The 24,234-nt window shown below is 71.3% G+C and carries 24 protein-coding genes and 2 tRNA genes; 21 read left to right on the top strand and 5 right to left on the bottom strand.

Features of this window, described 5'->3' with window-relative positions:
- Genes yidD through rpmH form a run of 3 tightly spaced genes read right to left on the bottom strand, consistent with a single transcriptional unit; the run spans position 1 to position 899 of the window.
- Positions 1-315: a membrane protein insertion efficiency factor YidD gene (yidD, locus tag AB0P35_RS15765; RefSeq protein WP_095873843.1), complete on the bottom strand. Its 315-nt coding sequence runs from the start codon at positions 313-315 to the stop codon at positions 1-3.
- Positions 312-740, bottom strand: a complete 429-nt coding sequence (rnpA, locus tag AB0P35_RS15760) for a ribonuclease P protein component (protein ID WP_363510997.1) — start codon at positions 738-740, stop codon at positions 312-314. Before rnpA ends, yidD begins: the two co-directional genes overlap by 4 nt.
- A 21-nt stretch (positions 741-761) precedes the next feature.
- The gene (gene rpmH / locus AB0P35_RS15755; RefSeq protein ID WP_030392420.1) at positions 762-899 is read right to left on the bottom strand and encodes a 50S ribosomal protein L34; all 138 of its coding nucleotides are present in this window, start codon (positions 897-899) and stop codon (positions 762-764) included.
- Positions 900-1,301: 402 nt separating this feature from the next.
- Here rpmH and dnaA point away from each other — a divergent pair, with 402 nt between their 5' ends.
- The 14 genes from dnaA (at position 1,302) to AB0P35_RS15685 (ending at position 17,396) form a co-directional block, all read left to right on the top strand.
- Complete coding sequence (gene dnaA / locus AB0P35_RS15750) at positions 1,302-3,140, top strand: chromosomal replication initiator protein DnaA (RefSeq protein ID WP_363510995.1); 1,839 nt, start codon at positions 1,302-1,304, stop codon at positions 3,138-3,140.
- Between the two features lie 956 nt (positions 3,141-4,096).
- Positions 4,097-5,227, top strand: coding sequence for a DNA polymerase III subunit beta (gene dnaN / locus AB0P35_RS15745; protein WP_095873840.1), 1,131 nt, complete (start codon positions 4,097-4,099; stop codon positions 5,225-5,227).
- 172 nt (positions 5,228-5,399) lie between these two features.
- On the top strand, positions 5,400-6,275 hold the full coding sequence (gnd, locus tag AB0P35_RS15740; RefSeq protein WP_363510992.1) for a phosphogluconate dehydrogenase (NAD(+)-dependent, decarboxylating): 876 nt from the start codon (positions 5,400-5,402) through the stop codon (positions 6,273-6,275).
- A 29-nt stretch (positions 6,276-6,304) separates the two neighbouring features.
- Positions 6,305-7,438, top strand: coding sequence for a DNA replication/repair protein RecF (recF, locus tag AB0P35_RS15735; protein WP_363510990.1), 1,134 nt, complete (start codon positions 6,305-6,307; stop codon positions 7,436-7,438).
- Between the two features lie 60 nt (positions 7,439-7,498).
- Positions 7,499-8,035, top strand: coding sequence for a DciA family protein (locus tag AB0P35_RS15730; RefSeq protein ID WP_363510988.1), 537 nt, complete (start codon positions 7,499-7,501; stop codon positions 8,033-8,035).
- A gap of 271 nt (positions 8,036-8,306) precedes the next feature.
- A complete protein-coding gene (gene gyrB / locus AB0P35_RS15725; RefSeq protein WP_363510986.1) occupies positions 8,307-10,307 on the top strand; it encodes a DNA topoisomerase (ATP-hydrolyzing) subunit B in 2,001 nt (666 codons plus the stop codon).
- Between the two features lie 87 nt (positions 10,308-10,394).
- Positions 10,395-12,968, top strand: coding sequence for a DNA gyrase subunit A (gyrA, locus tag AB0P35_RS15720; protein WP_095875540.1), 2,574 nt, complete (start codon positions 10,395-10,397; stop codon positions 12,966-12,968).
- A 142-nt stretch (positions 12,969-13,110) separates the two neighbouring features.
- Positions 13,111-13,866 carry a DUF3566 domain-containing protein gene (locus AB0P35_RS15715; protein WP_363510984.1) on the top strand — a complete coding sequence of 252 codons (756 nt, stop codon included), beginning with the start codon at positions 13,111-13,113 and terminating at the stop codon, positions 13,864-13,866.
- 234 nt (positions 13,867-14,100) lie between these two features.
- Positions 14,101-15,477, top strand: coding sequence for a cyclopropane-fatty-acyl-phospholipid synthase family protein (locus tag AB0P35_RS15710; protein WP_363510982.1), 1,377 nt, complete (start codon positions 14,101-14,103; stop codon positions 15,475-15,477).
- Positions 15,478-15,493: 16 nt separating this feature from the next.
- Positions 15,494-15,567: transfer RNA gene (locus AB0P35_RS15705), tRNA-Ile, on the top strand.
- A 271-nt stretch (positions 15,568-15,838) separates the two neighbouring features.
- Complete coding sequence (locus tag AB0P35_RS15700; RefSeq protein WP_363510980.1) at positions 15,839-16,489, top strand: hypothetical protein; 651 nt, start codon at positions 15,839-15,841, stop codon at positions 16,487-16,489.
- Between the two features lie 105 nt (positions 16,490-16,594).
- On the top strand, positions 16,595-17,026 hold the full coding sequence (locus AB0P35_RS15695) for a DUF6191 domain-containing protein (RefSeq protein ID WP_363510978.1): 432 nt from the start codon (positions 16,595-16,597) through the stop codon (positions 17,024-17,026).
- A 40-nt stretch (positions 17,027-17,066) separates the two neighbouring features.
- Positions 17,067-17,195, top strand: a complete 129-nt coding sequence (locus AB0P35_RS15690; RefSeq protein WP_014137031.1) for a DLW-39 family protein — start codon at positions 17,067-17,069, stop codon at positions 17,193-17,195.
- A 128-nt stretch (positions 17,196-17,323) separates the two neighbouring features.
- Positions 17,324-17,396 (top strand) — tRNA-Ala (locus AB0P35_RS15685).
- A 103-nt stretch (positions 17,397-17,499) separates the two neighbouring features.
- Here AB0P35_RS15685 and AB0P35_RS15680 read toward each other — a convergent pair.
- A complete protein-coding gene (locus AB0P35_RS15680) occupies positions 17,500-18,372 on the bottom strand; it encodes a DUF5324 family protein (protein ID WP_363510976.1) in 873 nt (290 codons plus the stop codon).
- A 151-nt stretch (positions 18,373-18,523) separates the two neighbouring features.
- On the opposite strand from AB0P35_RS15680, the gene AB0P35_RS15675 reads away from it, so the two are divergent.
- On the top strand, positions 18,524-19,048 hold the full coding sequence (locus tag AB0P35_RS15675; RefSeq protein WP_363511053.1) for a peptidylprolyl isomerase: 525 nt from the start codon (positions 18,524-18,526) through the stop codon (positions 19,046-19,048).
- Between the two features lie 81 nt (positions 19,049-19,129).
- Complete coding sequence (locus AB0P35_RS15670; RefSeq protein ID WP_363510974.1) at positions 19,130-20,020, top strand: rhomboid family intramembrane serine protease; 891 nt, start codon at positions 19,130-19,132, stop codon at positions 20,018-20,020.
- A 296-nt stretch (positions 20,021-20,316) separates the two neighbouring features.
- Here AB0P35_RS15670 and crgA read toward each other — a convergent pair whose 3' ends face one another.
- Complete coding sequence (crgA, locus tag AB0P35_RS15665; RefSeq protein WP_095873831.1) at positions 20,317-20,565, bottom strand: cell division protein CrgA; 249 nt, start codon at positions 20,563-20,565, stop codon at positions 20,317-20,319.
- 164 nt (positions 20,566-20,729) lie between these two features.
- On the opposite strand from crgA, the gene AB0P35_RS15660 reads away from it, so the two are divergent.
- The 5 genes from AB0P35_RS15660 (at position 20,730) to AB0P35_RS15640 (ending at position 24,190) form a co-directional block, all read left to right on the top strand.
- On the top strand, positions 20,730-21,488 hold the full coding sequence (locus AB0P35_RS15660) for a DUF881 domain-containing protein (protein ID WP_363510971.1): 759 nt from the start codon (positions 20,730-20,732) through the stop codon (positions 21,486-21,488).
- An 80-nt stretch (positions 21,489-21,568) separates the two neighbouring features.
- Positions 21,569-21,739, top strand: a complete 171-nt coding sequence (locus AB0P35_RS15655) for a hypothetical protein (protein WP_095873829.1) — start codon at positions 21,569-21,571, stop codon at positions 21,737-21,739.
- 62 nt (positions 21,740-21,801) lie between these two features.
- Entirely contained in the window at positions 21,802-22,461 is a 660-nt protein-coding gene (locus AB0P35_RS15650) for an aminodeoxychorismate/anthranilate synthase component II (protein ID WP_095873828.1), read from the top strand.
- A gap of 4 nt (positions 22,462-22,465) precedes the next feature.
- Positions 22,466-23,473, top strand: coding sequence for a class E sortase (locus AB0P35_RS15645; protein WP_363510967.1), 1,008 nt, complete (start codon positions 22,466-22,468; stop codon positions 23,471-23,473).
- 24 nt (positions 23,474-23,497) lie between these two features.
- On the top strand, positions 23,498-24,190 hold the full coding sequence (locus AB0P35_RS15640) for a class E sortase (RefSeq protein ID WP_363510964.1): 693 nt from the start codon (positions 23,498-23,500) through the stop codon (positions 24,188-24,190).
- Positions 24,191-24,234 lie beyond the last annotated feature (44 nt).

The following is a 24,234-nucleotide window of genomic DNA, read 5'->3' as shown; positions in this document are numbered from 1 at the left end:
TCAGGCTCCTTGGACATCAGGATTGGCCACCGGCTCCGGCCCGGCGGTCCCACTCTTCGGGCTCAGCAGATTGCGGACCCGGCGGTGCCACACCGGGTGCTTGCGCGGTGGCACATGGTCGACCCCACCCGGTGACCAGGGGTTGCAGCGCAGGATGCGCCACGCGGTCAGGCCGCTCCCCTTGATCGCACCGTGCAGGCGCACCGCCTCGTACCCGTAGTGCGAGCACGAGGGGTAGTAACGGCACACCGGCCCGAGCAGCGGACTGATCGTCCACTGGTAGAGCCTGATCAGCCCCATCAGCAGGTACTTCATCGCCCTGCTCCCGTCGGCGCACTGCCGGTCGGTTCCGCCCGGAGCAGACGCCTCAGCGCCGCATCCAGGTCATGTTCGAGATCGAGGTACGTCGCCGACCCGGCCGGGGGCAGCGCGCGTACCACTATCAGGCTACCTGCGGGCAGCCGGGGCAGACGCTCACGGACGAGGTGACGAAGGCGACGCTTCACCAGATTGCGCACGACCGCGGATCCCACGGCCTTGCTCACGACGAAACCCGCACGCGCCGAAGGGATCCCCTCGGCGGCGTGCGGGTCGCAGTCGCTTTCCCGGTCCGTCCGCCCCGGCCGACCGCCCTCTCTGTCGAGATGGACGACCAGCAGGGGCTTGCCGGCCCGGCGACCGCGTTTGACCGCGGTCGAGAAGTCCTGGCGCCGCCGCAGCCGATTCTCGGAGGGCAGCACGATCAGAACCCGTGCGCCGGATCAGGCGGACAGGCTGGTGCGGCCCTTGCCACGGCGAGCGGCCAGGATGGCGCGGCCGGCGCGGGTACGCATCCGGAGCCGGAAGCCGTGGGTCTTGGCACGACGGCGGTTGTTCGGCTGGAAGGTGCGCTTGCTCACTCGGGGGCTCCTGAGGTGAATCGTAGGATGACGGGACGTCGCTTGGCCGTCACCGTGCGTCCGCGCGATCTCCCCTTCGACGGGAAATCCACCTCAACGGCCCAGGTCTGCTGGTGTTGAGGCCATCCACGGCGCCCGTGCTGCGCGCCTTGTGGAAGCGGGTGGACCCGCGGGCATGCGGCAGCGGCCATCGACAACTCGACCTGGTTACGGTACGCGGGAGCGCCCCGGAGGGTCAAACCGGCAGCCCCGGCGGCCGTCGCCCACAGCCTGTGGACAACAACTTGAATCAGCTCTGCCCGCTGACTACCGTTGCAGGACTTGTCGGGTTTGTTCATCGATCGGACCGGCACCCCGAGTCCCCTGAGCCCCCGAACGCGGGGAACGAGAAAGCGTGCACCAGTGGCTGATGTCAACAGCGATCTCGTCCCGCTCTGGGCGAAGGTCGTCGAGCGGCTGGTCAACGACGCCGGGGTCGGGGACAGCGACAAGATGTGGCTGCGGCGCACCCAGCCGATGTGGATGATGCACGACACCGCCCTGCTGGCGGCCCCCAACGAGCGGGCCAAGCAGGTGCTGGAGGGGCGTCTCCTCCCCCAGCTCACCGAGGCGCTCACCTACGAGTTCGCCCGCCCGGTCCGGATCGCCGTCATGGTGGACGCCAACGCGCTGCCCACCCCCGCGCCCGAGCCGCAGCCGGCCGAGCCGCCGCGCCCGCCGGCCGGCCAGGACTGGTCCGAGCGTCCCTACCACGGCGAGCCCGAGCGCTACGGGCCCACGCCCTACGAGCAGCCGCAGCCGTACGAGCAGCAGCCCGAGCGGTACGACGTGCCCCGCTACGAGCAGGCCCCGGCCCCGTACGCGGAGGAGCAGCGTCCCTGGGGCGAGCGGCCCGCCGGCCCGGCCGAGTGGGACCGGCCCGAGTACGAGCAGTCCCCGCCGGCCGCCACCGAACGGCAGCCCGAGGCGTCCCGGCCGAAGGGGCTGCCCGCCGGCAACCCCGCGCAGGGCGACCTGTTCGGCGGGGTGCTCGGCCCCGACCCCTCGGAGGCCCGGCCCCGGACGGGCGCCGCCCGCCGCGGCACCACCCGGCCGCCCCTTGCCCCGCCGGCGGCCGCGGCTCCCCCGGCGCTGCCCGAGCGCACCCCGGCCCCCGGCGTGCCCGCGCCGCCCGGTGCTCCCCCGGCGGGCGGCGCCCGCAAGGACGAGCCGGCCCGGCTGAACCCCAAGTACCTCTTCGACACCTTCGTCATCGGCGCGAGCAACCGCTTCGCGCACGCGGCGGCGGTCGCGGTCGCCGAGGCGCCGGCGAAGGCGTACAACCCGCTCTTCATCTACGGCGAGTCCGGCCTCGGCAAGACGCACCTGCTGCACGCCATCGGCCACTACTCGCGCAGCCTCTTCCCCGGCACCCGGGTGCGGTACGTGAGCTCCGAGGAGTTCACCAACGAGTTCATCAACTCGATCCGGGACGGCAAGGCGGACGCGTTCCGCAAGCGGTACCGGGACATGGACATCCTGCTGGTGGACGACGTCCAGTTCCTGGCGAGCAAGGAATCCACGCAGGAGGAGTTCTTCCACACCTTCAACACCCTGCACAACGCGAACAAGCAGATCGTGCTCTCCTCCGACCGGCCGCCCAAGCAGCTGATCACCCTGGAGGACCGGCTGCGCAACCGCTTCGAGTGGGGGCTGATCACCGACGTCACCCCGCCGGAGCTGGAGACCCGGATCGCGATCCTGCGCAAGAAGGCGATCCAGGAGCAGCTGAACGCCCCGGCCGACGTGCTGGAGTTCATCGCCTCCCGGATCACCCGGAACATCCGCGAGCTGGAGGGCGCGCTGATCCGGGTGACGGCCTTCGCCAACCTGAACCGGGCACCGGTCGACCTGGAACTGGCCGGGATCGTCCTCAAGGACCTGATCCCCGGCGGCGACGAGGACGCCGGCCCGGAGATCACCGCGCAGGTGATCATGCAGCAGACGGCCGCCTACTTCGGCCTCGGTGTGGACGACCTCTGCGGCTCCTCCCGCAGCCGCGTGCTGGTGACGGCCCGCCAGATCGCCATGTACCTGTGCCGGGAGCTGACGGACCTTTCGCTGCCGAAGATCGGCGCACAGTTCGGCGGGCGCGACCACACCACGGTCATGCACGCCGACCGGAAGATCCGCTCGCTGATGGCCGAGCGCCGATCGATCTACAACCAGGTCACCGAGCTCACCAACCGCATCAAGAGCTGATCCGTCAACCCGCCCTGCAGGGGCGGCAGTCGGGCGTTCCAGGGCCCCGTCGACACACTGTCGGCGGGGCCCTCGCCGTACCGGCGGCCGGCACGCGACGGCAGGTGTGGACAGCCGCAAGCCGGGGCAGCATCCCGGTGACGGCGCGAGGGGCGGGAAATGCGCCGAATGGAACATCCGTTCAGGAATTCGAACGGGCTCGGTGCGGGGCGGCACAATCCACAGGACGGACCGGTTTTCCCCTGTCCACAGGTGCGGGGACGGCGAGTTATCCAGAATTCGTCCACAGGGCCGTCCGGGTTACGCTCTTCTCTGCAGGTCAGGTGCCTGTGGACTTGTGCACAACAGTTATCCACAGACTGTGGAAAGTTGACGGTCCGCCAGTGGGCCGATCGGGTTGTCCACCGGTTGTCCCCAGGAAACCGATGGTTATCCCCAGGTTCTCCACAGCTGTATCCACAGTTCGACAACACGGCGCAGATGTTCACCCCCAGGTGTGAAAGGCGTCACGTGATGTTGCTCGACACCGGTGGATAACCGGGCCATGATCTGGGGACAGTCCTGGGGATAACCTGTGGATACTCAGCGTGCCCTGTGGGTAACTCTCGGTCGTCCACAGCGAGGCCTGGTTGTCCACATCCGCCGTCCACAGCGACTGTGGACAAAATACCGGGCCTGACCTGCGGAAACGGGGTTATCCACCGTATCCACAGGCCCTACTACTACCACTACACATAGAGACCCCTGAGCTTGATCAACAGGGGGGCGGGCCGAAATCTGTGGACAACCGGATCCCGACATCTGTTCGGGTTGCTTCCGCCCATCTGCTCCGTCTGTCGGTGGAGTACGTCAGACTGTTCTCGGCAACTGGAAGCCGGGCGGTTGCGCCGGGCGGCCCAGTGCACCGAGACGATCGAGCGCGCAGCGCACAGCAGTGAGCCAGGAGGCGGTTACCGGTGAAGTTCCGGGTGGAGCGTGATGTCCTCGCGGAGGCGGTGGCCTGGGCTGCTCGCAGCCTCCCGGCGCGGCCGCCGGTGCCGGTGCTCGCCGGCCTGCTGCTGACGGCCCAGGAGGGCACCCTGGCCCTCTCCGGCTTCGACTACGAGGTCTCGGCCAGGGTCGAGCTGGAGGCGGACGTCGAGGAGGCCGGCACGGTCCTGGTCTCCGGCCGCCTGCTCAACGACATCTCCCGCAACCTGCCGAACCGGCCGGTGGAGATCTCCACCGACGGGATGCGGGTCAGCGTGGTCTGCGGCAGCTCGCGGTTCACCCTGCCGACCCTCCCGGTCGACGAGTACCCGGCCCTGCCGGCGATGCCGACCGCCACCGGCACGGTCTCCGGCGACGTGTTCGCCTCCGCCGTCAGCCAGGCCGCCGTCGCCGCCGGGCGGGACGACACCCTCCCGGTGCTCACCGGCGTCCGGGTCGAGATCGAGGGCGACCGGATCACCCTGGCCGCGACCGACCGGTACCGCTTCGCCGTCCGCGAGCTGCTGTGGAAGCCCGAGCAGCCGGACATCAGCGCAGTCGCGCTGGTCCCCGCCAAGACCCTGCAGGACATCGCCAAGTCCCTCGGCAGCGGCGACACGGTCTCCATCGCGCTGGCCTCCGGCGGCGCGGGCGAGGGCCTGATCGGCTTCGAGGGCGCCGGCCGCCGCACCACCACCCGGCTGCTGGAGGGTGAGTTCCCGAAGTTCCGCAGCCTCTTCCCGACGGAGTTCTCGGCCGTCGCCGCGATCCAGACGCAGCCGTTCCTGGAGGCGCTCAAGCGCGTCTCCCTGGTGGCCGAGCGCAACACCCCGGTCCGGCTCAGCTTCGAGCAGGGCGTGCTGACCCTGGAGGCCGGCTCCGGCGACGACGCCCAGGCCACCGAGCGGATCGACGCCGACCTCGAGGGCGACGACATCTCGATCGCGTTCAACCCGGGCTACCTGGAGGAGGGCCTCAAGGCCATCGACTCCGCCTTCGCCCAGCTGAGCTTCACCACGCCGACCAAGCCGGCGCTGCTCAGCGGCAAGCCCGCGGTGGACGCCGAGGCGGACGAGGCGTACCAGTACCTGATCATGCCGGTCCGGCTGTCGGGCTGACCGGCCGCGCCCGCTCTCCACAGGGCGGGCGCACCGGTCCACAGCCTGTGGACGACGAGGCCTCGCCCGGTCGGCTGCGACCGGCGGGGCCTCTGCCCTGGGCGGCGTAGGCTCAGGGCAGTGCGGCAACGGCGCCGACGTCCCGGCACGACACCACAGTGAAGGACTAGTCATGGAGCTCGGCCTCATCGGTCTCGGCAAGATGGGCGGCAACATGCGCGAGCGCATCCGCCGCGCAGGCCACACCGTCATCGGCTACGACCGCAACCCGGACCTCGCGGACGTGGACAGCCTGCAGGAGCTCATCGAGAAGCTGCACGGCCCGCGCGTGGTGTGGGTGATGGTGCCGGCCGGCGGCCCGACCCAGGAGACCGTCGAGCAGCTCGCCGAGCTGCTCTCGCCCGGCGACGTGGTGGTCGACGGCGGCAACTCCCGCTGGACGGACGACATCAAGCACGCCGAGGTGCTCGCCGCCAAGGGCATCGGCTTCGTGGACTGCGGTGTCTCCGGCGGCGTCTGGGGCCTGGAGAACGGCTACGCGCTGATGTACGGCGGCGACGCCGAGCACGTCGAGCGGGTCAAGCCGATCTTCGACGCGCTGAAGCCCGAGGGCGACTTCGGCTCGGTGCACGCGGGCAAGGTCGGCGCCGGCCACTTCGCGAAGATGGTCCACAACGGCATCGAGTACGCGATGATGCAGGCCTTCGCCGAGGGGTGGGAGCTGCTGGAGGCGGCCCCCGAGGTCACCGACGTGCGCGAGGTCTTCCGCTCCTGGCAGGAGGGCACGGTCATCCGCTCCTGGCTGCTGGACCTCGCCGTCCGGGCGCTGGACGACGACGAGCACCTGGCCAAGCTCAAGGGCTGGGCGGCGGACTCCGGCGAGGGCCGCTGGACGGTCGAGGCCGCGATCGACCACGCCGTGCCGCTGCCGGCGATCACCGCCTCGCTGTTCGCCCGCTTCGCCTCGCGGCAGGATGACTCGCCGCAGATGAAGATGATCGCCGCGCTGCGCAACCAGTTCGGCGGCCACGCGGTCGAGTCGAAGTAGTCCACGGAAGGCGGGCGCAGTCCACCACCATGCATGTCGCGCATCTGTCGCTCGCCGACTTCCGTTCCTACGCCCGGGTCGAGGTGCCCCTCGATCCGGGCGTCACCGCGTTCGTGGGGCCCAACGGCCAGGGCAAGACCAACCTGGTCGAGGCGATCGGATACGTGGCGACCCTGGGCAGCCACCGGGTGGCCACCGATGCCCCGCTGATCCGGTTGGGGGCGGAGCGGGCGGTGGTCCGCTGCTCGATCCTCCGGGAGCAGCGACCCACCCTGGTCGAGCTGGAGATCACCCCGGGCAAGGCCAACCGGGCGCGGATCAACCGCTCGGACAACGTCCGGCCGCGGGACGTGCTGGGGCTGCTGAGGACGGTGCTCTTCGCGCCTGAGGACCTCGCCCTGGTGAAGGGCGACCCGGGCGAGCGCCGGCGCTTCCTGGACGAGCTGCTGACCGCGAGAGCGCCGCGGCTCGCCGGTGTCCGGCAGGACTACGAGCGGGTGCTGAAGCAGCGCAACGCCCTGTTGAAGACGGCGGCGATGGCCCGCCGGTCGGGCGGCGGCAAGGGGGCCGACCTCTCCACCCTGGAGATCTGGGACGGCCACCTCGCCCGGGCCGGCGCCGAGCTGACCGCCTTCCGGCTGCAACTGGTCGGCGCGCTGCAGCCGCTGGTCGCGGAGGCCTACCGGCAGATGGCGCCGGGCGCGGGCGAGACGGTGCTGGAGTACCGCAGCTCCTTCGAGGGCGCTCTGCCGAGCAGCCGGGAGCAGGCCGAGGAGCAGCTGCTGGCCGCGCTGCAGGCGATGCGCAAGCAGGAGATCGATCGCGGGCTGACGCTGGTCGGCCCGCACCGGGACGAGTTGGTGCTGCGGCTGGGCCCGCTGCCGGCCAAGGGGTACGCCAGCCACGGCGAGTCCTGGTCGTTCGCGCTGGCGCTGCGGCTGGCCTCGTACGAGCTGTTGAAGGCGGACGGCGGCGAGCCGGTGCTGATCCTGGACGACGTGTTCGCCGAGCTGGACGCGCGGCGCCGGGACCGGCTGGCGGAGCTGGTGGCCGGCGGCGAGCAGGTGCTGGTGACCGCGGCCGTGGCGGAGGACGTGCCGAAGGCGCTGTCGGGGGCGCGTTTCGCGGTCGCCGAGGGATCGGTGGCCCGACTCGACGTCTAGTGTGCGGCGGCCCCGTACGCTGGAAGGCTCATCCGTCGCCGCGCCAAGGGAGAGCCGCGCATGAGCGAGACGCCGCAGCCGTCGGGGGCCGGCCCGTCCGAGGCGTCCGGGGTCGATCTGGCCCGGGTGGCGCTGCGGGCGGCCAAGGAACAGGCGCGGCAGCGCGGTGAGCAGGTCCGGGAGAAGCGCGAGGCCAAGCGGCACGGGCTGCGCAGCGGGGCGCGGGCGGACGGCCGCGATCCGGTTCCGCTGGGGGCGGCGCTGAACCGGTTGATCACGGAGCGGGGTTGGGAGGCGCCCGCGGCCGTCGGCGGGGTGATGGGCCGCTGGCCGCAGATCGTCGGGCCGGACATCGCGGCGCACTGTGTGCCCAAGCAGTTCGAGGAGTCCGCGGCGGTGCTCACGGTGCAGTGCGACTCCACCGCATGGGCCACGCAACTTCGGCTTCTGGCAAGGCAGTTGGTAGCGAGGCTGAACCACGAGCTGGGCCACGGCACCGTGCGGGTGATCAAGGTGCTGGGGCCGGACGCCCCCAAGCGCGGCTACGGCCGGCTGCGTGCGCCGGGCAGTCGCGGCCCCGGCGACACCTGGGGCTGACGGCATCACCCGGAGTGAACGGATCCGGAACGGCTGGCGGCCCGTGTAGGGGCTCTGAGCCCCCCTGTCGAGTATCGGGACATGTGCGGAGGGGATTCAGGGCGGCACATCTGCCCTCAGGGGCTGCCAAACGCCCGTCTCTGTCAGTCGTACCGGTAGACTGAAGTGCAAACGCTGTTGCTTGCAGCAACTGAGTCGAAACGCCGTGGTCGCAGACCCGCCCGACGATGGGGCGGGGGTGCGGCCCGCGCTGTGCCAGAGAGGGCGCTTCGTGGCCGATTCCGGCAACCCCAGCCAGACCAATGAACCCATCGACCCGGCGACCGGGAAGTCCTACGACGCCAACGCGATCCAGGTGTTGGAGGGCCTCGACGCCGTCCGCAAGCGCCCGGGCATGTACATCGGTTCCACCGGTGAGCGCGGCCTGCACCACCTGGTGTACGAGGTCGTGGACAACTCCGTGGACGAGGCGCTGGCCGGGCACGCGGACACCATCGGCGTGACGATCCTCGCCGACGGCGCCGTGCGGGTCGTCGACAACGGCCGCGGCATCCCGGTGGGCATCGTCCCGGGGCAGGAGAAGCCCGCGGTCGAGGTCGTGCTGACCGTCCTGCACGCGGGCGGCAAGTTCGGCGGCGGCGGCTACGCCGTCTCCGGCGGTCTGCACGGTGTCGGCGTCTCGGTCGTGAACGCGCTGTCCACCCGGCTCTCGGTGGAGATCCACACCGACGGCCGGCGGTGGACCCAGGACTACAAGATGGGTGCGCCGACCGCGCCGCTCGACCAGCACGAGGCGACCGACCGCACCGGCACCAGCGTCACCTTCTGGGCCGACCCGGACATCTTCGAGACCACGGTCTACTCCTTCGAGACGCTGTCGCGGCGGTTCCAGGAGATGGCGTTCCTCAACAAGGGACTGACCATCTCGCTGACCGACGAGCGCCCCGAGCACAACGACGACGACGGCAACCCGCTCAGCGTCACCTACCGCTACGACGGCGGCATCGCCGACTTCGTCGCGCACCTCAACTCCCGCAAGGGCGACCCCGTCCATCCGTCCGTCATCGACTTCGAGGCCGAGGACAAGGACCGGACGATCTCCGTCGAGATCGCGATGCAGTGGAACAGCTCGTACACCGAGGGCGTCTACTCCTTCGCCAACACCATCCACACCCACGGTGGCGGCACCCACGAGGAGGGCTTCCGGGCCGCGCTCACCGGTCTGATGAACCGCTACGCGCGCGACAAGAAGATCCTCCGCGAGAAGGACGACAACCTCTCCGGCGAGGACATCCGCGAGGGTCTGACCGCGATCATCTCGGTCAAGCTCGGCGAGCCGCAGTTCGAGGGCCAGACCAAGGACAAGCTCGGCAACACCGAGGCGAAGACCTTCGTGCAGAAGGTCGTCAACGAGCACTTCGCCGACTGGCTGGACCGCAACCCCAACGAGGCCGCGGACATCATCCGCAAGTCCATCCAGGCCGCCAGCGCCCGCGTCGCCGCCCGCAAGGCCCGCGACCTGACGCGCCGCAAGGGCCTGCTGGAGACCGCCTCGCTGCCCGGCAAGCTCTCCGACTGCCAGTCCAAGGACCCGGCGGAGTGCGAGATCTTCATCGTCGAGGGCGACTCGGCCGGCGGCTCCGCCAAGCAGGGCCGCGACCCGCGCATCCAGGCGATCCTCCCGATCCGCGGCAAGATCCTGAACGTCGAGAAGGCGCGCATCGACAAGGTGCTGCAGAACACCGAGGTCCAGGCGCTGATCTCGGCCTTCGGCTGCGGCATCCAGGAGGACTACGACGAGTCCAAGCTCCGCTATCACAAGATCGTTCTGATGGCGGACGCCGACGTCGACGGACAGCACATCCGCACCCTGCTGCTCACCCTGCTCTTCCGCTTCATGCGGCCGCTGGTCGAGTCCGGGTACGTCTACCTCGCGATGCCGCCGCTCTACAAGATCAAGTGGGGCAAGGACGACTTCGAGTACGTCTACTCCGACCGCGAGCGCGACTCCGTCATCGCCGCGGGCGTCGCGGCCGGGCGCCGGCTGCCCAAGGACGACGCGATCCAGCGCTTCAAGGGTCTCGGCGAGATGAACGCCGAGGAGCTGCGGATCACCACCATGGACCAGGCCCACCGTCTGCTGCAGCAGATCACCCTGGAGGACGCGGCCCGCGCCGACGACCTCTTCTCCGTCCTGATGGGCGAGGACGTCGAGGCCCGCCGCTCCTTCATCCAGCGCAACGCCAAGGACGTCCGCTTCCTGGACGTCTGACGGGGCCGAACCCCCGCCGGTACCGTCCAGTCACGCGTGAAAGGAAACTGACCACCAGTGGTCGACGACAACCGTCCCGACGGCGACATGCAGCCGGAGCAGGCCCAGAGCACCGCCACCGACACGTTCGTGTCCCGGGTCGAGGCGATCGAGCTCGAGACCGAGATGCAGCGCTCGTACCTCGACTACGCCATGAGCGTGATCGTCAGCCGCGCGCTGCCCGAGGTCCGCGACGGCCTCAAGCCGGTGCACCGCCGCGTGCTGTACGCGATGTACGACGGCGGGTACCGGCCCGAGAAGGGCTACTACAAGTGCGCCCGCGTCGTCGGCGACGTGATGGGCAACTACCACCCGCACGGCGACACCTCGATCTACGACACCGTGGTGCGCCTGGCCCAGCCGTGGTCGCTGCGGATGCCGCTGGTCGACGGCAACGGCAACTTCGGCTCCCCGGGCAACGACCCGGCCGCGGCCATGCGCTACACCGAGTGCAAGATGATGCCGCTGGCCATGGAGATGATGCGCGACATCGACGAGGAGACCGTCGACTTCGCCGCCAACTACGACGGCCGCTCGCAGGAGCCGACCGTCCTCCCGGCACGCATCCCCAACCTGCTGATCAACGGTGCCACCGGCATCGCGGTCGGCATGGCCACCAACATCCCGCCGCACAACCTGCGGGAGGTCGCCTCCGGCGCCCTGTGGGCGCTCGAACACCCCGAGGCCGCCAACGAGGAGCTGCTCGAAGCCCTCATCGAGCGGATCAAGGGCCCCGACTTCCCCACCGGCGCGCTGATCGTCGGCCGCCGCGGCATCGAGGACGCGTACCGCACCGGCCGCGGCTCGATCACCATGCGCGCGGTCGTCGAGGTCGAGGAGATCCAGGGCCGCCAGTGCCTGGTGATCACCGAGCTGCCGTACCAGGTCAACCCGGACAACCTGGCCCTGAAGATCGCCGACCTGGTGAAGGACGGCAAGATCGCCGGCATCGCCGACGTCCGCGACGAGTCCTCCTCCCGGACCGGCCAGCGCCTGGTCATCGTGCTCAAGCGCGACGCCGTCGCCAAGGTCGTGCTGAACAACCTCTACAAGCACACCGACCTGCAGACCAACTTCGGCGCCAACATGCTCGCCCTGGTCGACGGCGTGCCCCGCACGCTTTCGCTCGACGCCTTCATCCGGCACTGGGTGGCGCACCAGATCGAGGTCATCGTCCGCCGCACCACCTTCCGGCTCCGCAAGGCCGAGGAGCGCGCGCACATCCTGCGCGCCCTGCTCAAGGCGCTGGACCAGATCGACGCGGTCATCGCCCTCATCCGGGCCTCCGAGAGCGCCGACGCCGCCCGCACCGGCCTCATGGGCCTGCTCGACATCGACGAGCTGCAGGCCAACGCCATCCTCGAGATGCAGCTGCGCCGCCTCGCCGCCCTGGAGAGCGCCCGCATCGTCAGCGAGCACGACGAGCTGCAGGCGAAGATCAGCGAGTACAACGCGATCCTCGCCTCCCCGGAGCGCCAGCGTGGCATCGTCTCCGAGGAGCTCACCGCCATCGTCGAGAAGTACGGCGACGAGCGGCGCTCCACCCTCATCCCCTCCGACGGCGACCTCTCCATCGAGGACCTCATCGCCGAGGAGGACATCGTCGTCACCATCACCCGGGGCGGCTACGTCAAGCGCACCCGCTCCGACCTGTACCGCTCGCAGAAGCGCGGCGGCAAGGGCGTCCGGGGTGCGCAGCTCAAGCAGGACGACATCGTCGACCACTTCTTCGTGACGACGACGCACAACTGGATCCTCTTCTTCACCAACAAGGGCCGGGTCTACCGGGCCAAGGGCTACGAGCTGCCCGACGCCGGCCGTGACGCCCGCGGCCAGCACGTCGCCAACCTCCTCGCCTTCCAGCCCGAGGAGCACATCGCGCAGGTCATGGCGGTGCGCACCTACGAGGACAAGCCCTACCTGGTGCTCGCCACCCGCAACGGCCTGGTGAAGAAGTCCCTGCTCAAGGACTACGACTCGCCGCGCTCCGGCGGCCTGATCGCGATCAACCTGCGCCAGGACGAGGAGGGCCGGGACGACGAGCTGATCGGCGCCGAGCTGGTCTCCGCCGACGACGACCTGCTGCTGATCTCCAAGAAGGCCCAGTCGATCCGCTTCACCGCCACCGACGAGGCCCTGCGGCCGATGAGCCGCGCGACCTCCGGCGTGAAGGGCATGGCCTTCCGCGAGGACGACGAGCTGCTGTCCATGAACGTCATCCGGCCGGACACGTACGTGTTCACCGCGACGGACGGCGGCTATGCGAAGCGCACGCCCGTGGCCGAGTACCGTGTGCAGGGCCGAGGCGGTTTCGGTATCAAGGCGGCGAAGATCGTCGAGGGCCGTGGCTCCCTGGTCGGTGCCCTCGTGGTCGAGGAGACCGACGAGATCATGGCCATCACCCTCTCGGGCGGCGTCATCCGGACCAGGGTTTCCGAGGTTCGTGAAACCGGACGTGACACCATGGGCGTCCAACTGATCAACCTCGGAAAGCGCGACGCGGTCGTGGGCATGGCCCGCAACGCGGAGGCGGAGGACGAGGAGACCGCGGAGGACGAGGCCGGCGATGCCGGCGAGGCCGCGGACACGACGACGGCGGACGGCACGGCCGACCAGGCCTGACCGCACGTCCGGGTGGCCGGCGCAGCCCTCCCCCGAGGGGCGCGCCGGCCGCCGCCCGGGACCGGCCACCTGGCCGGGGCCGGCTGAGAGACGATGACCGGGAGGCGGCGGCCGCCCGGGAGGGAACAGCGGGAGGACCAGGGTGAGTGGAGCCACGGGCGGAGCGGGAGGTGCCGCGGGCGGAGCGCCGGGTGCCGCGCAGGGCGGAACGCCCTACGGCGGCGTACCGCAGTCTCCGGCCGAGCACTCGGCCGCATCCACCTCGCTGATGCCCCCCGTCGCCTCCGCCGGCCAGTCCGGCCCGGGCGGCACCAGCGGCGCCGGCTTCGCCGCGGGCGGCGGCACCCCGCCGTCCGCGCCGCCGGCCCCCAGCGCCCCGCCCTCGGCGGGCGGCTACTCGCAGCCGACGACCTACTCCAAGGGCCAGCCGACCCCGGCCCGCGGCACCCGGGTGCCCGGTGCCGCGCAGTCCGGCGGCGCGGCCGCGCGCCGTCCGGCCCCCGCCCCCGGCTCCGCCGCGGGCGGCCGGGTCCGCAAGGCCAGGCTGCGGATCGCCAAGGCCGACCCGTGGTCGGTCATGAAGGTCAGCTTCCTGCTGTCGCTGGCCGTCGGCGTGATCATCATCGTCGCCTCGGCGGTGCTGTGGATCGTGCTCAACGGGCTCGGCGTCTTCGACTCGCTGACCAGCACGCTCAAGGACGTCACCGGCTCGGACACCAACAGCGGCTTCGACCTCATGGAGTACATCGGCTTCGGCCGGGTGATGATCTTCACCACGCTGATCGCCATCATCGACGTCGTCCTGATGACCGCGCTCGCCACCCTCTCGGCGTTCATCTACAACACCGCGGCCGGCTTCACCGGCGGCATCGAGCTGACCCTCGCCGAGGAGGAGTGAGCACCCCCCTCCGGGCGGCTCCCGCAGATCGCTGACACCCGGTCAATTCCAGGGAACAAGACGGGCCCCGACAGCTGTTGCAGCTGTCGGGGCCCGCTGGCGTCCGGGTGGCATCCGGGTGACAGCGCCACCGCCCCGGCGTGCCGGACGGCCCTGTGGCCCCGGGCGGCGGTTGGCTGTTGCGGTGCCGGGGGCGCCCGGACTGTCCGGTACATGGCTGCTCGGAGGTGTCTGATGGCCGAGGTCGCGACGGAACTGGTCGGTGCGGTGGAGTCACTGCTCGGTGCCCGGATCCCGGTGCGCCTGACGGCCTGGGACGGCAGCACCGCCGGCCCGCCCGACGCTCCCGGCGTGGTCCTGCGCAACCGCCGCGCCCTGCGCCGCCTGCTGTGGCACCCCGACGAGCTCGGGCTCGCCCGCGCCTACGTCTCCGGGGACCTCGACACCGACCCCGACAGCGACCTCTACGAGGTGCTCTCCGCGGTCGGCAGGTTCTCCGAACGCACGGACGTCCACCACCCCGGCCTCGGCGACGTCCTCGGGGGCCCGGGCCGCCGCGCGCTGCGGGCCGTCCTGAGGGCCGGTGCGGTCGGCCCGCAGCCCGCTCCCCCGCCGGAGGAGGTCCCCCGGGGCCGCGGTCGGGCCCACACCCGCGGCCGCGACCGCGCCGCGATCAGCCACCACTACGACGTCGGCAACGACTTCTACGGCCTCGTGCTGGGCCCCAGCATGGTCTACTCGTGCGCCTACTGGACGCCGGAGGCGAAGAGCCTGGAGGCCGCCCAGGAGGCCAAGCTCGACCTGATCTGCCGCAAGCTCGGGCTGCGGCCCGGCATGCGGCTGCTCGACGTGGGCTGCGGCTGGGGCTCCCTGCTGCTGCACGCCGCCCGGCACTACGGCGTCACCGCCGTGGGCGTCTCCATCTCGGCCGAGCAGGTGGAGTACGCCCGCCGCCGGGTCGCCGACGCCGGCCTGGCCGACCTCGTCGAGGTCCGGCTGCAGGACTACCGGGAGATCCCCGACGGCCCGTTCGACGCCGTCTCCAGCGTGGGCATGGCCGAGCACGTGGGCGCCGTCCAGTACCTCGGCTACGCCCGCGGCCTGTACGGGCTGCTCGCCCCCGGCGGCCGGCTGCTCAACCACCAGATCTCCCGCCGCCCGGACCGCCCCGGCGAGGCGTACGCCCCCAGCCCGTTCATCAACCGCTACGTCTTCCCGGACGGCGAGCTCGCCCCGGTGGGCAGCACGGTCTCCCTCCTGGAGGAGGCCGGCTTCGAGGTCCGGGACGTCGAGTCGCTGCGCGAGCACTACGCGCTGACGCTGCGCGAATGGGTGGCCAACCTGGAGGCACACTGGCCGACCGCCGCGCAGCTGGCCGGCCGCGGCCGCGCCCGGGTGTGGCGGCTGTACATGGCCGCCTCCGCGGTCGCCTTCGAGGAGAACCGGATCGGCATCAACCAGGTGCTCGCCGTCCGCACCACCGAGGCCGGTGCCAGCGGTCTCCCAGCCACCCGCGAGCAGTGGCTCGCGCAGGCCCGCCCCACCTCCGACCGGCCCCGATCGGAGCAGCCGGCCGATACGGATTTGGGAGATCGGCCGTCGGTCCGCTAATCTTTCAGTGCGGCAAGGGGCTATAGCTCAGACGGTTAGAGCGCTTCCCTGATAAGGAAGAGGCCACAGGTTCAAGTCCTGTTAGCCCCACCGAAGTTGAAAGGCCCGGACGGAGACGTCCGGGCCTTTCGCTTTGCCCGGCGTGACGCCGGGGGCAGCCGCTCGTTGGACCGGGTGCGCGGAGGCACTTGTGGGGTTGAGCGACTCGAAACTGTTGTGAAGTCGGGGATAGCCGGGCGACAGAACCGGTCATGGGATCCGTGGACGTGATGCGACCTCCGCTCCTGCTGGCGGAAGACCATGCCCCCGGCCCGGGGTGAGCGGGCGGTCCACCATCCACTCCGTCATGGACGGCGTCCCCATGTCCAGGGAAGCTGCCCTGCTCGAATCCCCGACCCTGCGCCGCAGCCTGTGCGACCGCGTCGAGGCGCTCGACCGCGTGAAGGCCGTCGTGCTGCTGCCGGACGGGCTGCACATCACCACGCGGATGGTCGCCGACTACTTCGAGGTCGGCGAGCGCGCGATCAACGCGGTTATCCACAGGCACCGCGCCGAGCTTGTGGACAACGGCCTGAAAGTTATCCACAGGAATGCAAAAGCCCAGGTCGGCCCGGGCTGCAACTTGCAGCCTAACTCGAATGGGGGATGGCGCACGGCGCTCTATCCGCGCCGTGCGGTGCTCAATGTGGCCATGGTGCTGCGCCGCAGCGAGGTCGCCCGCCGGGTGCGCTCGCAGCTGCTGGACGCCGAGGAGGCGGCTGCCGCCCCGGTCGACCGCGACGCGCTGTTCGCCGCCGCCGAGCGGCGGGTCCTGGCCGGTGAGGTCGGCGACCGGCTCGCCGCCTGCGAGCGGATGGTGCTCGCAGACCGGGCGCTGGTGCGGGCGATGAGCGCCCGGCTCTGCGAGGCCGCGCACGACCTGCGCGAGCTCCGCGAGGACGTCGCCGAACTCCGTCGCGGGCTCGGCCGGCTCGGTGCCGTTCGGCCACGCAGGTGGGGTCTCGGCCGCTGACCGGGTGATTCACGGACCTGGACCTTCCGTCCCGGGCCGGGCAGGCTTGCGGGTACGAGCACGTCCACGGGACGGAAGGCGGTCGGTGTGGCGATCTTCTGGGCGATGAGCTTGCCCGGTCTGGTCTGCGGCCTGGTGGCGCTGGCCGTGCTGGACCAGGTGGCGCTCCGGGCCCGTCGGGCCGGCCGGCTGCCGTGGCGCGGCGCCGGCCGCGAGGGCCAGGTCTCGGCGACCGGCTTCGAGCAGCTGCACGCCCAGTTCGCGGCCGGCAAGCAGCACGAGCTGAAGCAGCGGGCCACCACGCTGATGCTCCGGGACGAGGAGGGCGACGGGGCCCCGCCGCGTGGCGGCGTCGACCTGGGGCGCGGCACCGCCGTGCTCCCGGTCCGTACGGAGGCGTCGGGCCGCCGCCGGGAGGCGCCGCGTCAATCGGGCGCGGGGACGGCCGGGTTGGACGCGGTGGCGGCCCGCTCGGAAGCGGGTTACCGGTGTGTATCATCGGCCGCAGGGCGGTCTGTCGGCCCGACCGCTCCTTGATGCTCGTACATCCGATCTGCAAGAAGGACGAGGTCCCGCGGTGAAGAAGCTTCTCCTGGTCGCCCTGGTCGCCCTCGGCGGCTTCTTTGTCTACCGTCAGGTCCAGGCGGACCGCGCCGAGCAGGACCTGTGGACCGAGGCCACCGACCCGGTCCCGGCCGGTCGCTGAGACCCTGGACGAAATCCGCCGGTCCCGTCCCGGCCCACCGGGCCGGGACGGCGGGCGGCGGCCCGCTCAAGATTTCCGTCGGGAGCGGGTACGCTAGTGCGCAGCGCACGGCTTCGTGTGCTGTTGCTGGGGCTTTAGCTCAGTTGGTAGAGCGCTGTCTTTGCATGGCAGATGTCAGGAGTTCGAATCTCCTAAGCTCCACACGCGGATCGGCCGCTGACCTGGGATCAGGTCGGCGGCCGATCGTCGTTTCCGGGCCCCACCGCCCCGGCGGAGGCTTCTGCCGGGGCGGTGGGGCGCAGGGTCAGTGCGGCTTGCGCGGGTCGTGCGGCTTGGGCCGGTCGGCGTCCGGTCGGCCCGGCTGAGAGTCGGGCTTGGGGGTGTCCTCGCCGCCCTGCTGCTCGTGCGGGACGGAGCCGTTGACCGGGGTGTCGGCCGCCGCGGGAGCCGGTGCGGTGGCGGAGCCGGCCGCGGGCCGCTCGGTGCCGGCCGCAGGGCTTCCGGTGTCGTTGTTCGCGCCCGCCGGGGGCTCGACCAGCCACTCCGGGTTGTTCTGCTTGCGCCACCACTGCCAGGCGAAGACGCCGGCGCCGATCGCGACGACGCCGCCGACCGCGAGGCCGGTCGCCCAGCCGCTGCGGTTCTCCTTCTTGATGTTCTTCGCGGCGAGGTCGCTGATCTCGGCCGCGGTCACGTGCCCCTGCAGCGCGGTCAGCGCAGCCGCGCCGCGCACCTGCGCCTCCTGGGCGGCCGGGACGACGGTGGCCTTGGCGCCGCTGTAGGCGTCGCTGACCTTGGGCCCGAGCGTGGCCTTGGCCTGGTCGGCCGCCTTGCCGGCGTTGATCTTCGCGGCCAGCGCGGCCTCCTGGGCGCGGTGGACGGCCTTCAGGGTGCTCTGCTGCGCGCCCGGCGGCAGGGAGAGGAAGGCGTACTCCAACTGGGGAGCGACATGCTTGGCGTACTGAACGCGGGCCGCCTGCGCCGCTTGGGACGCGCTGGTCCGGGCCTGTGCACCGGCCGCCGCGGCCTTCGGTCCGAGTGCCTCGACGGCCGGGCCGAACCGCTGCCTGGCCTCGTCCGCGTAGTGGATGGCTGCGTCCTTGGCGGTGGCGGCGTAGACGGCGGCGGCTTCCTTGCTCCAGCCGGTGTTCTCGCGCGCTGAGTCCAGACGGGTCACGGGCTTCTCCTCTTCGGTGGCGTCCGGTATGCACATTTCCACCTCTTTCGAGATCATGCATCCCGTTATGCCGAGGGGCACGCCAAGCTGGGCCGTCCGCGGGGCCCGTGGGATGATTCCGGTGTTGACGAGACAGGAGAGAAGGAGGGCGATCGTGGCCCGACTCACCGCGACCCTGAAGACCGACCAGGGCGACATCGTGATCGAGCTCTTCCCGAACCACGCTCCGAAGACCGTGGCGAACTTCGTCGAGCTGGCCGAGGGCACCCGCGAGTGGGCGGACCCGGAGACCGGGACGAAGGAGGCGAAGCCCCTCTACGACGGCACCGTCTTCCACCGGGTGATCAGCGGGTTCATGATCCAGGGCGGCGACCCGCTCGGCAACGGCACCGGCGGCCCCGGCTACAAGTTCGCCGACGAGTTCCACCCGGACCTCGCGTTCACCAAGCCGTTCCTGCTCGCGATGGCCAACGCCGGCCCGGGCACCAACGGCTCGCAGTTCTTCATCACGGTCGCTCCGACCACCTGGCTGACCCGCAAGCACACCATCTTCGGCGAGGTCACCGACCCGGCCAGCCAGGACGTGGTGTCGAAGATCGCCGGGCTGGAGACCGACCGGAACGACCGTCCGCTGCAGCCCGTGGTGATCGAGTCGGTGGAGATCACCCGGGGCTGAGCCGCCCGCAGTAGCCTGGACGGTCCCGGTGGTGCCCTCGGAGGGCTGCCGCCGGGACCGGTCACGAGGAGGGAATCCCGGATGCTTCCGGACGAGCCGGCCCGTCCGCAGTCGGAGGGCACGGCCGAGCTGCCGGGCTGCTACCGGCACCCCGAGCGCGAGACGGGGGTGGGCTGCTCCCGCTGCGGCCGGCCGATCTGCCCGGACTGCATGGTGAGCGCGTCGGTGGGGTTCCACTGCCCGGAGTGCGTGCGCGGCGAGGCCGCCGAGCACCGTCCGGCCAGGACCCGCTTCGGCGGCCTGCCGACCGCGGACGGGGCGCTGGTCACCAAGGTGCTGATCGGCCTCAACCTGCTGGTGTTCCTGGTGACGGAGTACCTGAGCCCCAAGTGGGGCGTCCGGCTGGCGATGCTCAGCGGGACGAGCTTCGGCGGGGTGCCGGTGCGCTACGGCGTCGCCCAGGGGCCCGAGGAGTGGTACCGGCTCTTCACCGCCGTCTTCGTGCACTCCGGGCCGTTCCACATCCTGATGAACATGATCTCGTTGTGGGTGCTGGGCCCACAGCTGGAGCGGGTCCTCGGCCGGGGGCGCTATCTGGCGTTGTACCTGCTCTCGGGCCTGGCGGGGAACGCCTTCGCCTACCTGGTGACCGGGGGCAACGTCTTCTCGGTGGGCGCGTCCGGGGCGATCTTCGGTCTGCTCGGCGCCACCGCGGTGCTGTTCCGGGTGACCAGGACACCGCTCGGGCCGGTGATCGCGCTGCTGGTCTTCAACCTGGTGATCACCTTCTCGGTCTCGGCGATCGACTGGCGGGCGCACGTCGGCGGGCTCGTCGCGGGCGCGGTGACCGGCGCGGGGCTGATGTACGCACCCCGGGGGCGCCGGAACCTCGTCCAGGGGCTGACGCTGGCCGGCGTGCTGGCCGTGGTGGTGCTGATGGTCGTGGTGGAGAGCGCCCTGCTCGGGGCCTGACGACGGTGCGGTGCGCGGCCGTTGTCCACAGCGCGCGCCGGGTTGTGCACAGCCGATTCCACCACCGGGCCGACCCGACCGGGTCTACGCGCGTCCTGCTGTCGGCATTCCGCGTTTCGCGGAATGCCGACGGATGGGCGCGGACAAAGCGCCGGCAGGTTATCCACAGGCTGGGGCGAGTTTTCCCCAGTGTGGATAACCGTGTGGATAAACGTACGATCGACCGGTCGGCGGGCAGCGAAACGCCGCCCCGGGCCGAACCGGGGCGGCGGTGGTCGGAACGGGGTGTCCGGCCGCTACTTCCACTGCGTGGAGACGCCGAATCCCGCCGCGATGAAGCCGAAACCGACCAGAATGTTCCAGTTGCCCCAGCCGCTGATCGGCCAGTCGCCACTCGTCACGTAGTAGGTGACGATCCAGACCAGTCCGATCAGGAAGAGCGCCAGCATCAGCGGCGCGACCCAGCCCCGGCCGGAGCTGATCTTCACGGCGGTCGTGGTCGGCGGGGTGTAGTCCGCCTTCTTGCGGACTCGGGACTTCGGCACGAGAGGCTCTCCTGTCGATGCGCTGTGACCGCGCGGTGTGCAGCGGAGCGGGGCGGCTGTGGGGGCCGGTCACGACGGGAGACGTGCTCCGCACATGCCACCGGCGTCCGTTAGCGTAGTGGTTCGCCGGGTCTTAAGGAGATAAGGGTACGGTGCCTAATTCCATGATTCCCCCTCCTCGGGCCGAGCGCCGCCCCGGCCGCATCCGAATTGTCGGTCCTGCCCTGACCTGCGCGGTTTTCGCGCTGGCCGGTCTGCTCTTCTACATCAGCGCCCGCACCGCCCAGGGCACCGACCTGCGGACGGACGACTCCCTGCTGCGCCTCAGCGACGTCATACAGCAGCGCAGCACCCAGAACCAGGAGATCCAGGCGCAGATCGGCGGCCTGCACGACCGGGTCGACAAGCTCGCGGGCGACCAGAGCCAGGACCCGGCCGACACCGCCCGGGTCGACGCCCTGGAGCGGACGGCCGGCCTGGAGCCGCTGCGCGGCCCCGGCCTCACCGTCACCCTCAACGACGCACCGCCCAACGCCACCGCCCGGATCCCCGGTGTGCCCGAGCCCGGCGTCAACGACCTGGTCATCCACCAGCAGGACATCCAGGCCGTGGTCAACGCGCTCTGGCGGGGCGGCGCCGAGGGCATCCAGGTCATGGACCAGCGGCTGATCGCCACCAGCGCGGTGCGCTGCGTCGGCAACACCCTGCTGCTGCAGGGCCGGGTCTACTCCCCGCCCTACGTCATCAAGGCGGTCGGGAAGACCGACGCCCTGCGCTCGGCGGTGGACGCCGACCCGACCATCAAGAACTACCTGCAGTACGTCGCCGCGTACGGGCTCGGCTGGAAGGTCCAGGAGAGCGGTGACCTCACCGTCCCCGCCTACCAGGGATCGGTGGATCTCTCGGCGCAGGCCCGTCGTTAGAGGGTGAGGAAGGGCGATGGACGGCGTGCCCCGGCGGCACGGCGTCTAATCTGGTCTCCGACCCGAATCCGAGGAGCACGATGTACGGCTGGATCTGGCGCCACCTGCCGGGGAACACCCTGGTCCGCGCGATCGTCTCGCTGCTGCTCGTTCTCGGGGCGGTCTACGTCCTGTTCCAGTACGTCTTCCCGTGGGCCGAACCGCTGCTGCCCTTCGGCGACGTCACGGTGGAGGACGGCGGCGCCGGCTGACCCGCCGCCACTCCCCGTCCCTGCCCGATCCGCACCTCGGACCCACCCCAGGAGAAGCACGCATGAGCTCCGCCGGCTCGCCCCGGATCCTCGTGGTCGACAACTACGACAGCTTCGTCTTCAACCTCGTCCAGTACCTCTACCAGCTGGGTGCCACCTGCGAGGTGGTGCGCAACGACGAGGTGACCGTGGAGCACGCCGTGCGCCGCGCCGGGGACGAGGGCTTCGACGGGGTGCTGCTCTCACCCGGCCCCGGCACCCCGGAGGAGGCCGGCGTCTGCGTCGAGATGGTTCACCACTGCGCCTCGATCGGCCTGCCGCTCTTCGGTGTCTGCCTCGGCCTGCAGTCGATCGCCGTCGCCCACGGCGCCGTGGTCGGCCGGGCCCCCGAGCTGCTGCACGGCAAGACCTCGCTGGTGGAGCACGAGGACGGCGGCGTCTTCGAGGGCCTGCCCTCGCCGCTGACCGCCACCCGCTACCACTCGCTGGCGGTCGAGCCCGACACCGTGCCGGACGACCTGGTGGTGACCGCGCTGACCGAGAGCGGCGTCATCATGGGCCTGCGTCACCGCGAGCTGCCGGTCGAGGGCGTGCAGTTCCACCCCGAGTCGGTGCTCACCGAGGGCGGCCACCGGATGCTGGCCAACTGGCTCGCCGAGTGCGGATTCCCGGAGGCCGTCGAGCGCTCCCGGGGGCTCGCCCCGGTGATCGGCCGGAGCTGACGCGGTGACCGCCGTACGCCCGGAGGGGGGCGCGCAGCCGGGCCGGGGGGCGGACGACTGGGGTGTGTACGAGGCCGCCGCCCCGCCGCCGCAGGTGCCGCAGGGCGGGCAGGACGCCTGGCCCCTCGACGACCGCACGATGCAGCTGCGGACGGTCCCGGAGGCCGTCGTGCCCGCCGCACCCGGGCCGCCCGCCACGGGCGCCCCGGAGGGCCGCGCCGAGCGCCGCCGGGCCGGTGCCCTGGGTGGTGGCCTGGGCGCCCCCGGCACCGGCCGCCGCCGGGCACAGGGCCGCTCCGCAGCGGCCATGGTACGGCCGCCGGAGAAGAAGCGGGTGGTCGTCGCCCGTGCGATCGGCGAGCTCTTCATCACCCTGGGCCTGGTGATGCTGCTCTTCGTCTCCTACCAGCTGTGGTGGACGAACGTGCAGGCCGACGCCTCGGCGAACGCCGCCGGCAACCGGCTGGAACAGCAGTGGAACAGCGCAACGCAGCCCACCGGCCCGGCCAAGCCCGGCTCGGCGCCGGCCGGGCAGTTCGAGCCCGGCAAGGGCTTCGCGCTGCTGTACATCCCCAAGCTGGGCCTCAAGTACCCGATCGCCGAGGGCACCCAGAAGCAGCAGGTGCTCGACAAGGGCCTGGTCGGCCACTACACCGGCACGGCGATGCCCGGCGACAAGGCCGGCAACTTCGCGCTCGCCGCGCACCGGACGACGCACGGTCAGCCCTTCCGCAAGATCGGCCAGTTGGCGCCCGGCGACGAGATCGTCGTGGAGACCGCCACCGCCTTCTACACCTACGAGGTGGCGGGCGGCATCCCGGAGACCCCGCCGACCAACGTGACGGTCATTCAGCCCGTCCCCAAGGGCTCCCCGTTCGCCCAACCGGGTCGTTACATCACGCTGACCACGTGTACACCCGAGTTCAGCGCCCGCGGACGCCTGATCGTGTTCGGGAAGATGCTCGAGGAACGGCCGAGGAGCCAGGGCAAGCCCGCCGCGCTCACCGGCTAGTCCCGCACCCCGGGAGGCCCCGCCGTGAGTCCACTGCCCGTCGGACGCCGGATCGGGGCCGTGGTCGGCGCCGCCGGCGAGCTGATGATCACATTCGGGGCGGTGATCGCCCTCTTCGCGGTCTACTCGGTGTGGTGGACCGACCTGGTGGCGGACCGTCAGTCCGGGCAGCAGGCCGCCCGGCTGCGCGGCAGCTGGAGCGCCCCGCCGCCCGACCGCGGGCGGGTCCGGGCGGCCGGCGCCGTCGGCTTCCTGCACATCCCCGCGCTGGGCCGCGGCAACGAGGTGCTGATCCGGGTAGGCACCGGCCCCGACGTCCTCGACACCGGCGTCGCCGGCCTCTACGAGGCGCCGTACCGCTCCGCGATGCCCTGGGACCCGGCCGGCAACGTCACGCTGGCCGCCCACCGGGACGGCCACGGCGCCCGCTTCCACGACCTGGACCGGCTCGGCCCCGGTGACCCGGTGGTCGTCGAGACCGACGACCACTGGTACGTCTACCGGGTCGACGGCGTCCTGCCCGAGACCTCCCCGGACAACGTGGGCGTCATCGCCCCCGTCCCCGAGGGCTCGCCGTACACCCGGCCCGGCCGCTACCTCACCCTGACCACCTGCACACCGGTGTACACCTCACTGCACCGGCTGGTGGTGTGGGGGAGCCTGCAGCGGGTCGAGCCGGTGGACGCGCGCCGCACCCCGCCGCCCGAACTCGCCTGAGACCACCCGGGCCGGGCCCGGGAACGGCGGAGGGGCCGCGCACC

This window comes from Kitasatospora sp. NPDC085879, assembly GCF_040686255.1.
Classification (GTDB): domain Bacteria; phylum Actinomycetota; class Actinomycetes; order Streptomycetales; family Streptomycetaceae; genus Kitasatospora.
This window is presented reverse-complemented; position numbering and strand designations above follow the sequence as displayed.

Coding starts and splice junctions, on each gene's coding strand:
- gnd (WP_363510992.1), top strand. CDS start 5,400: ATGGAGCTCGGCCTCATCGGTCTCGGCAAGATGGGCGGCAACATGCGC.
- AB0P35_RS15700 (WP_363510980.1), top strand. CDS start 15,839: ATGTCCAGGGAAGCTGCCCTGCTCGAATCCCCGACCCTGCGCCGCAGC.
- recF (WP_363510990.1), top strand. CDS start 6,305: ATGCATGTCGCGCATCTGTCGCTCGCCGACTTCCGTTCCTACGCCCGG.
- gyrA (WP_095875540.1), top strand. CDS start 10,395: ATGCAGCCGGAGCAGGCCCAGAGCACCGCCACCGACACGTTCGTGTCC.
- AB0P35_RS15660 (WP_363510971.1), top strand. CDS start 20,730: ATGATTCCCCCTCCTCGGGCCGAGCGCCGCCCCGGCCGCATCCGAATT.
- AB0P35_RS15650 (WP_095873828.1), top strand. CDS start 21,802: ATGAGCTCCGCCGGCTCGCCCCGGATCCTCGTGGTCGACAACTACGAC.
- AB0P35_RS15710 (WP_363510982.1), top strand. CDS start 14,101: ATGGCCGAGGTCGCGACGGAACTGGTCGGTGCGGTGGAGTCACTGCTC.
- AB0P35_RS15670 (WP_363510974.1), top strand. CDS start 19,130: ATGCTTCCGGACGAGCCGGCCCGTCCGCAGTCGGAGGGCACGGCCGAG.
- AB0P35_RS15655 (WP_095873829.1), top strand. CDS start 21,569: ATGTACGGCTGGATCTGGCGCCACCTGCCGGGGAACACCCTGGTCCGC.
- yidD (WP_095873843.1), bottom strand. CDS start 315: ATGAAGTACCTGCTGATGGGGCTGATCAGGCTCTACCAGTGGACGATC.
- AB0P35_RS15730 (WP_363510988.1), top strand. CDS start 7,499: ATGAGCGAGACGCCGCAGCCGTCGGGGGCCGGCCCGTCCGAGGCGTCC.
- AB0P35_RS15695 (WP_363510978.1), top strand. CDS start 16,595: ATGAGCTTGCCCGGTCTGGTCTGCGGCCTGGTGGCGCTGGCCGTGCTG.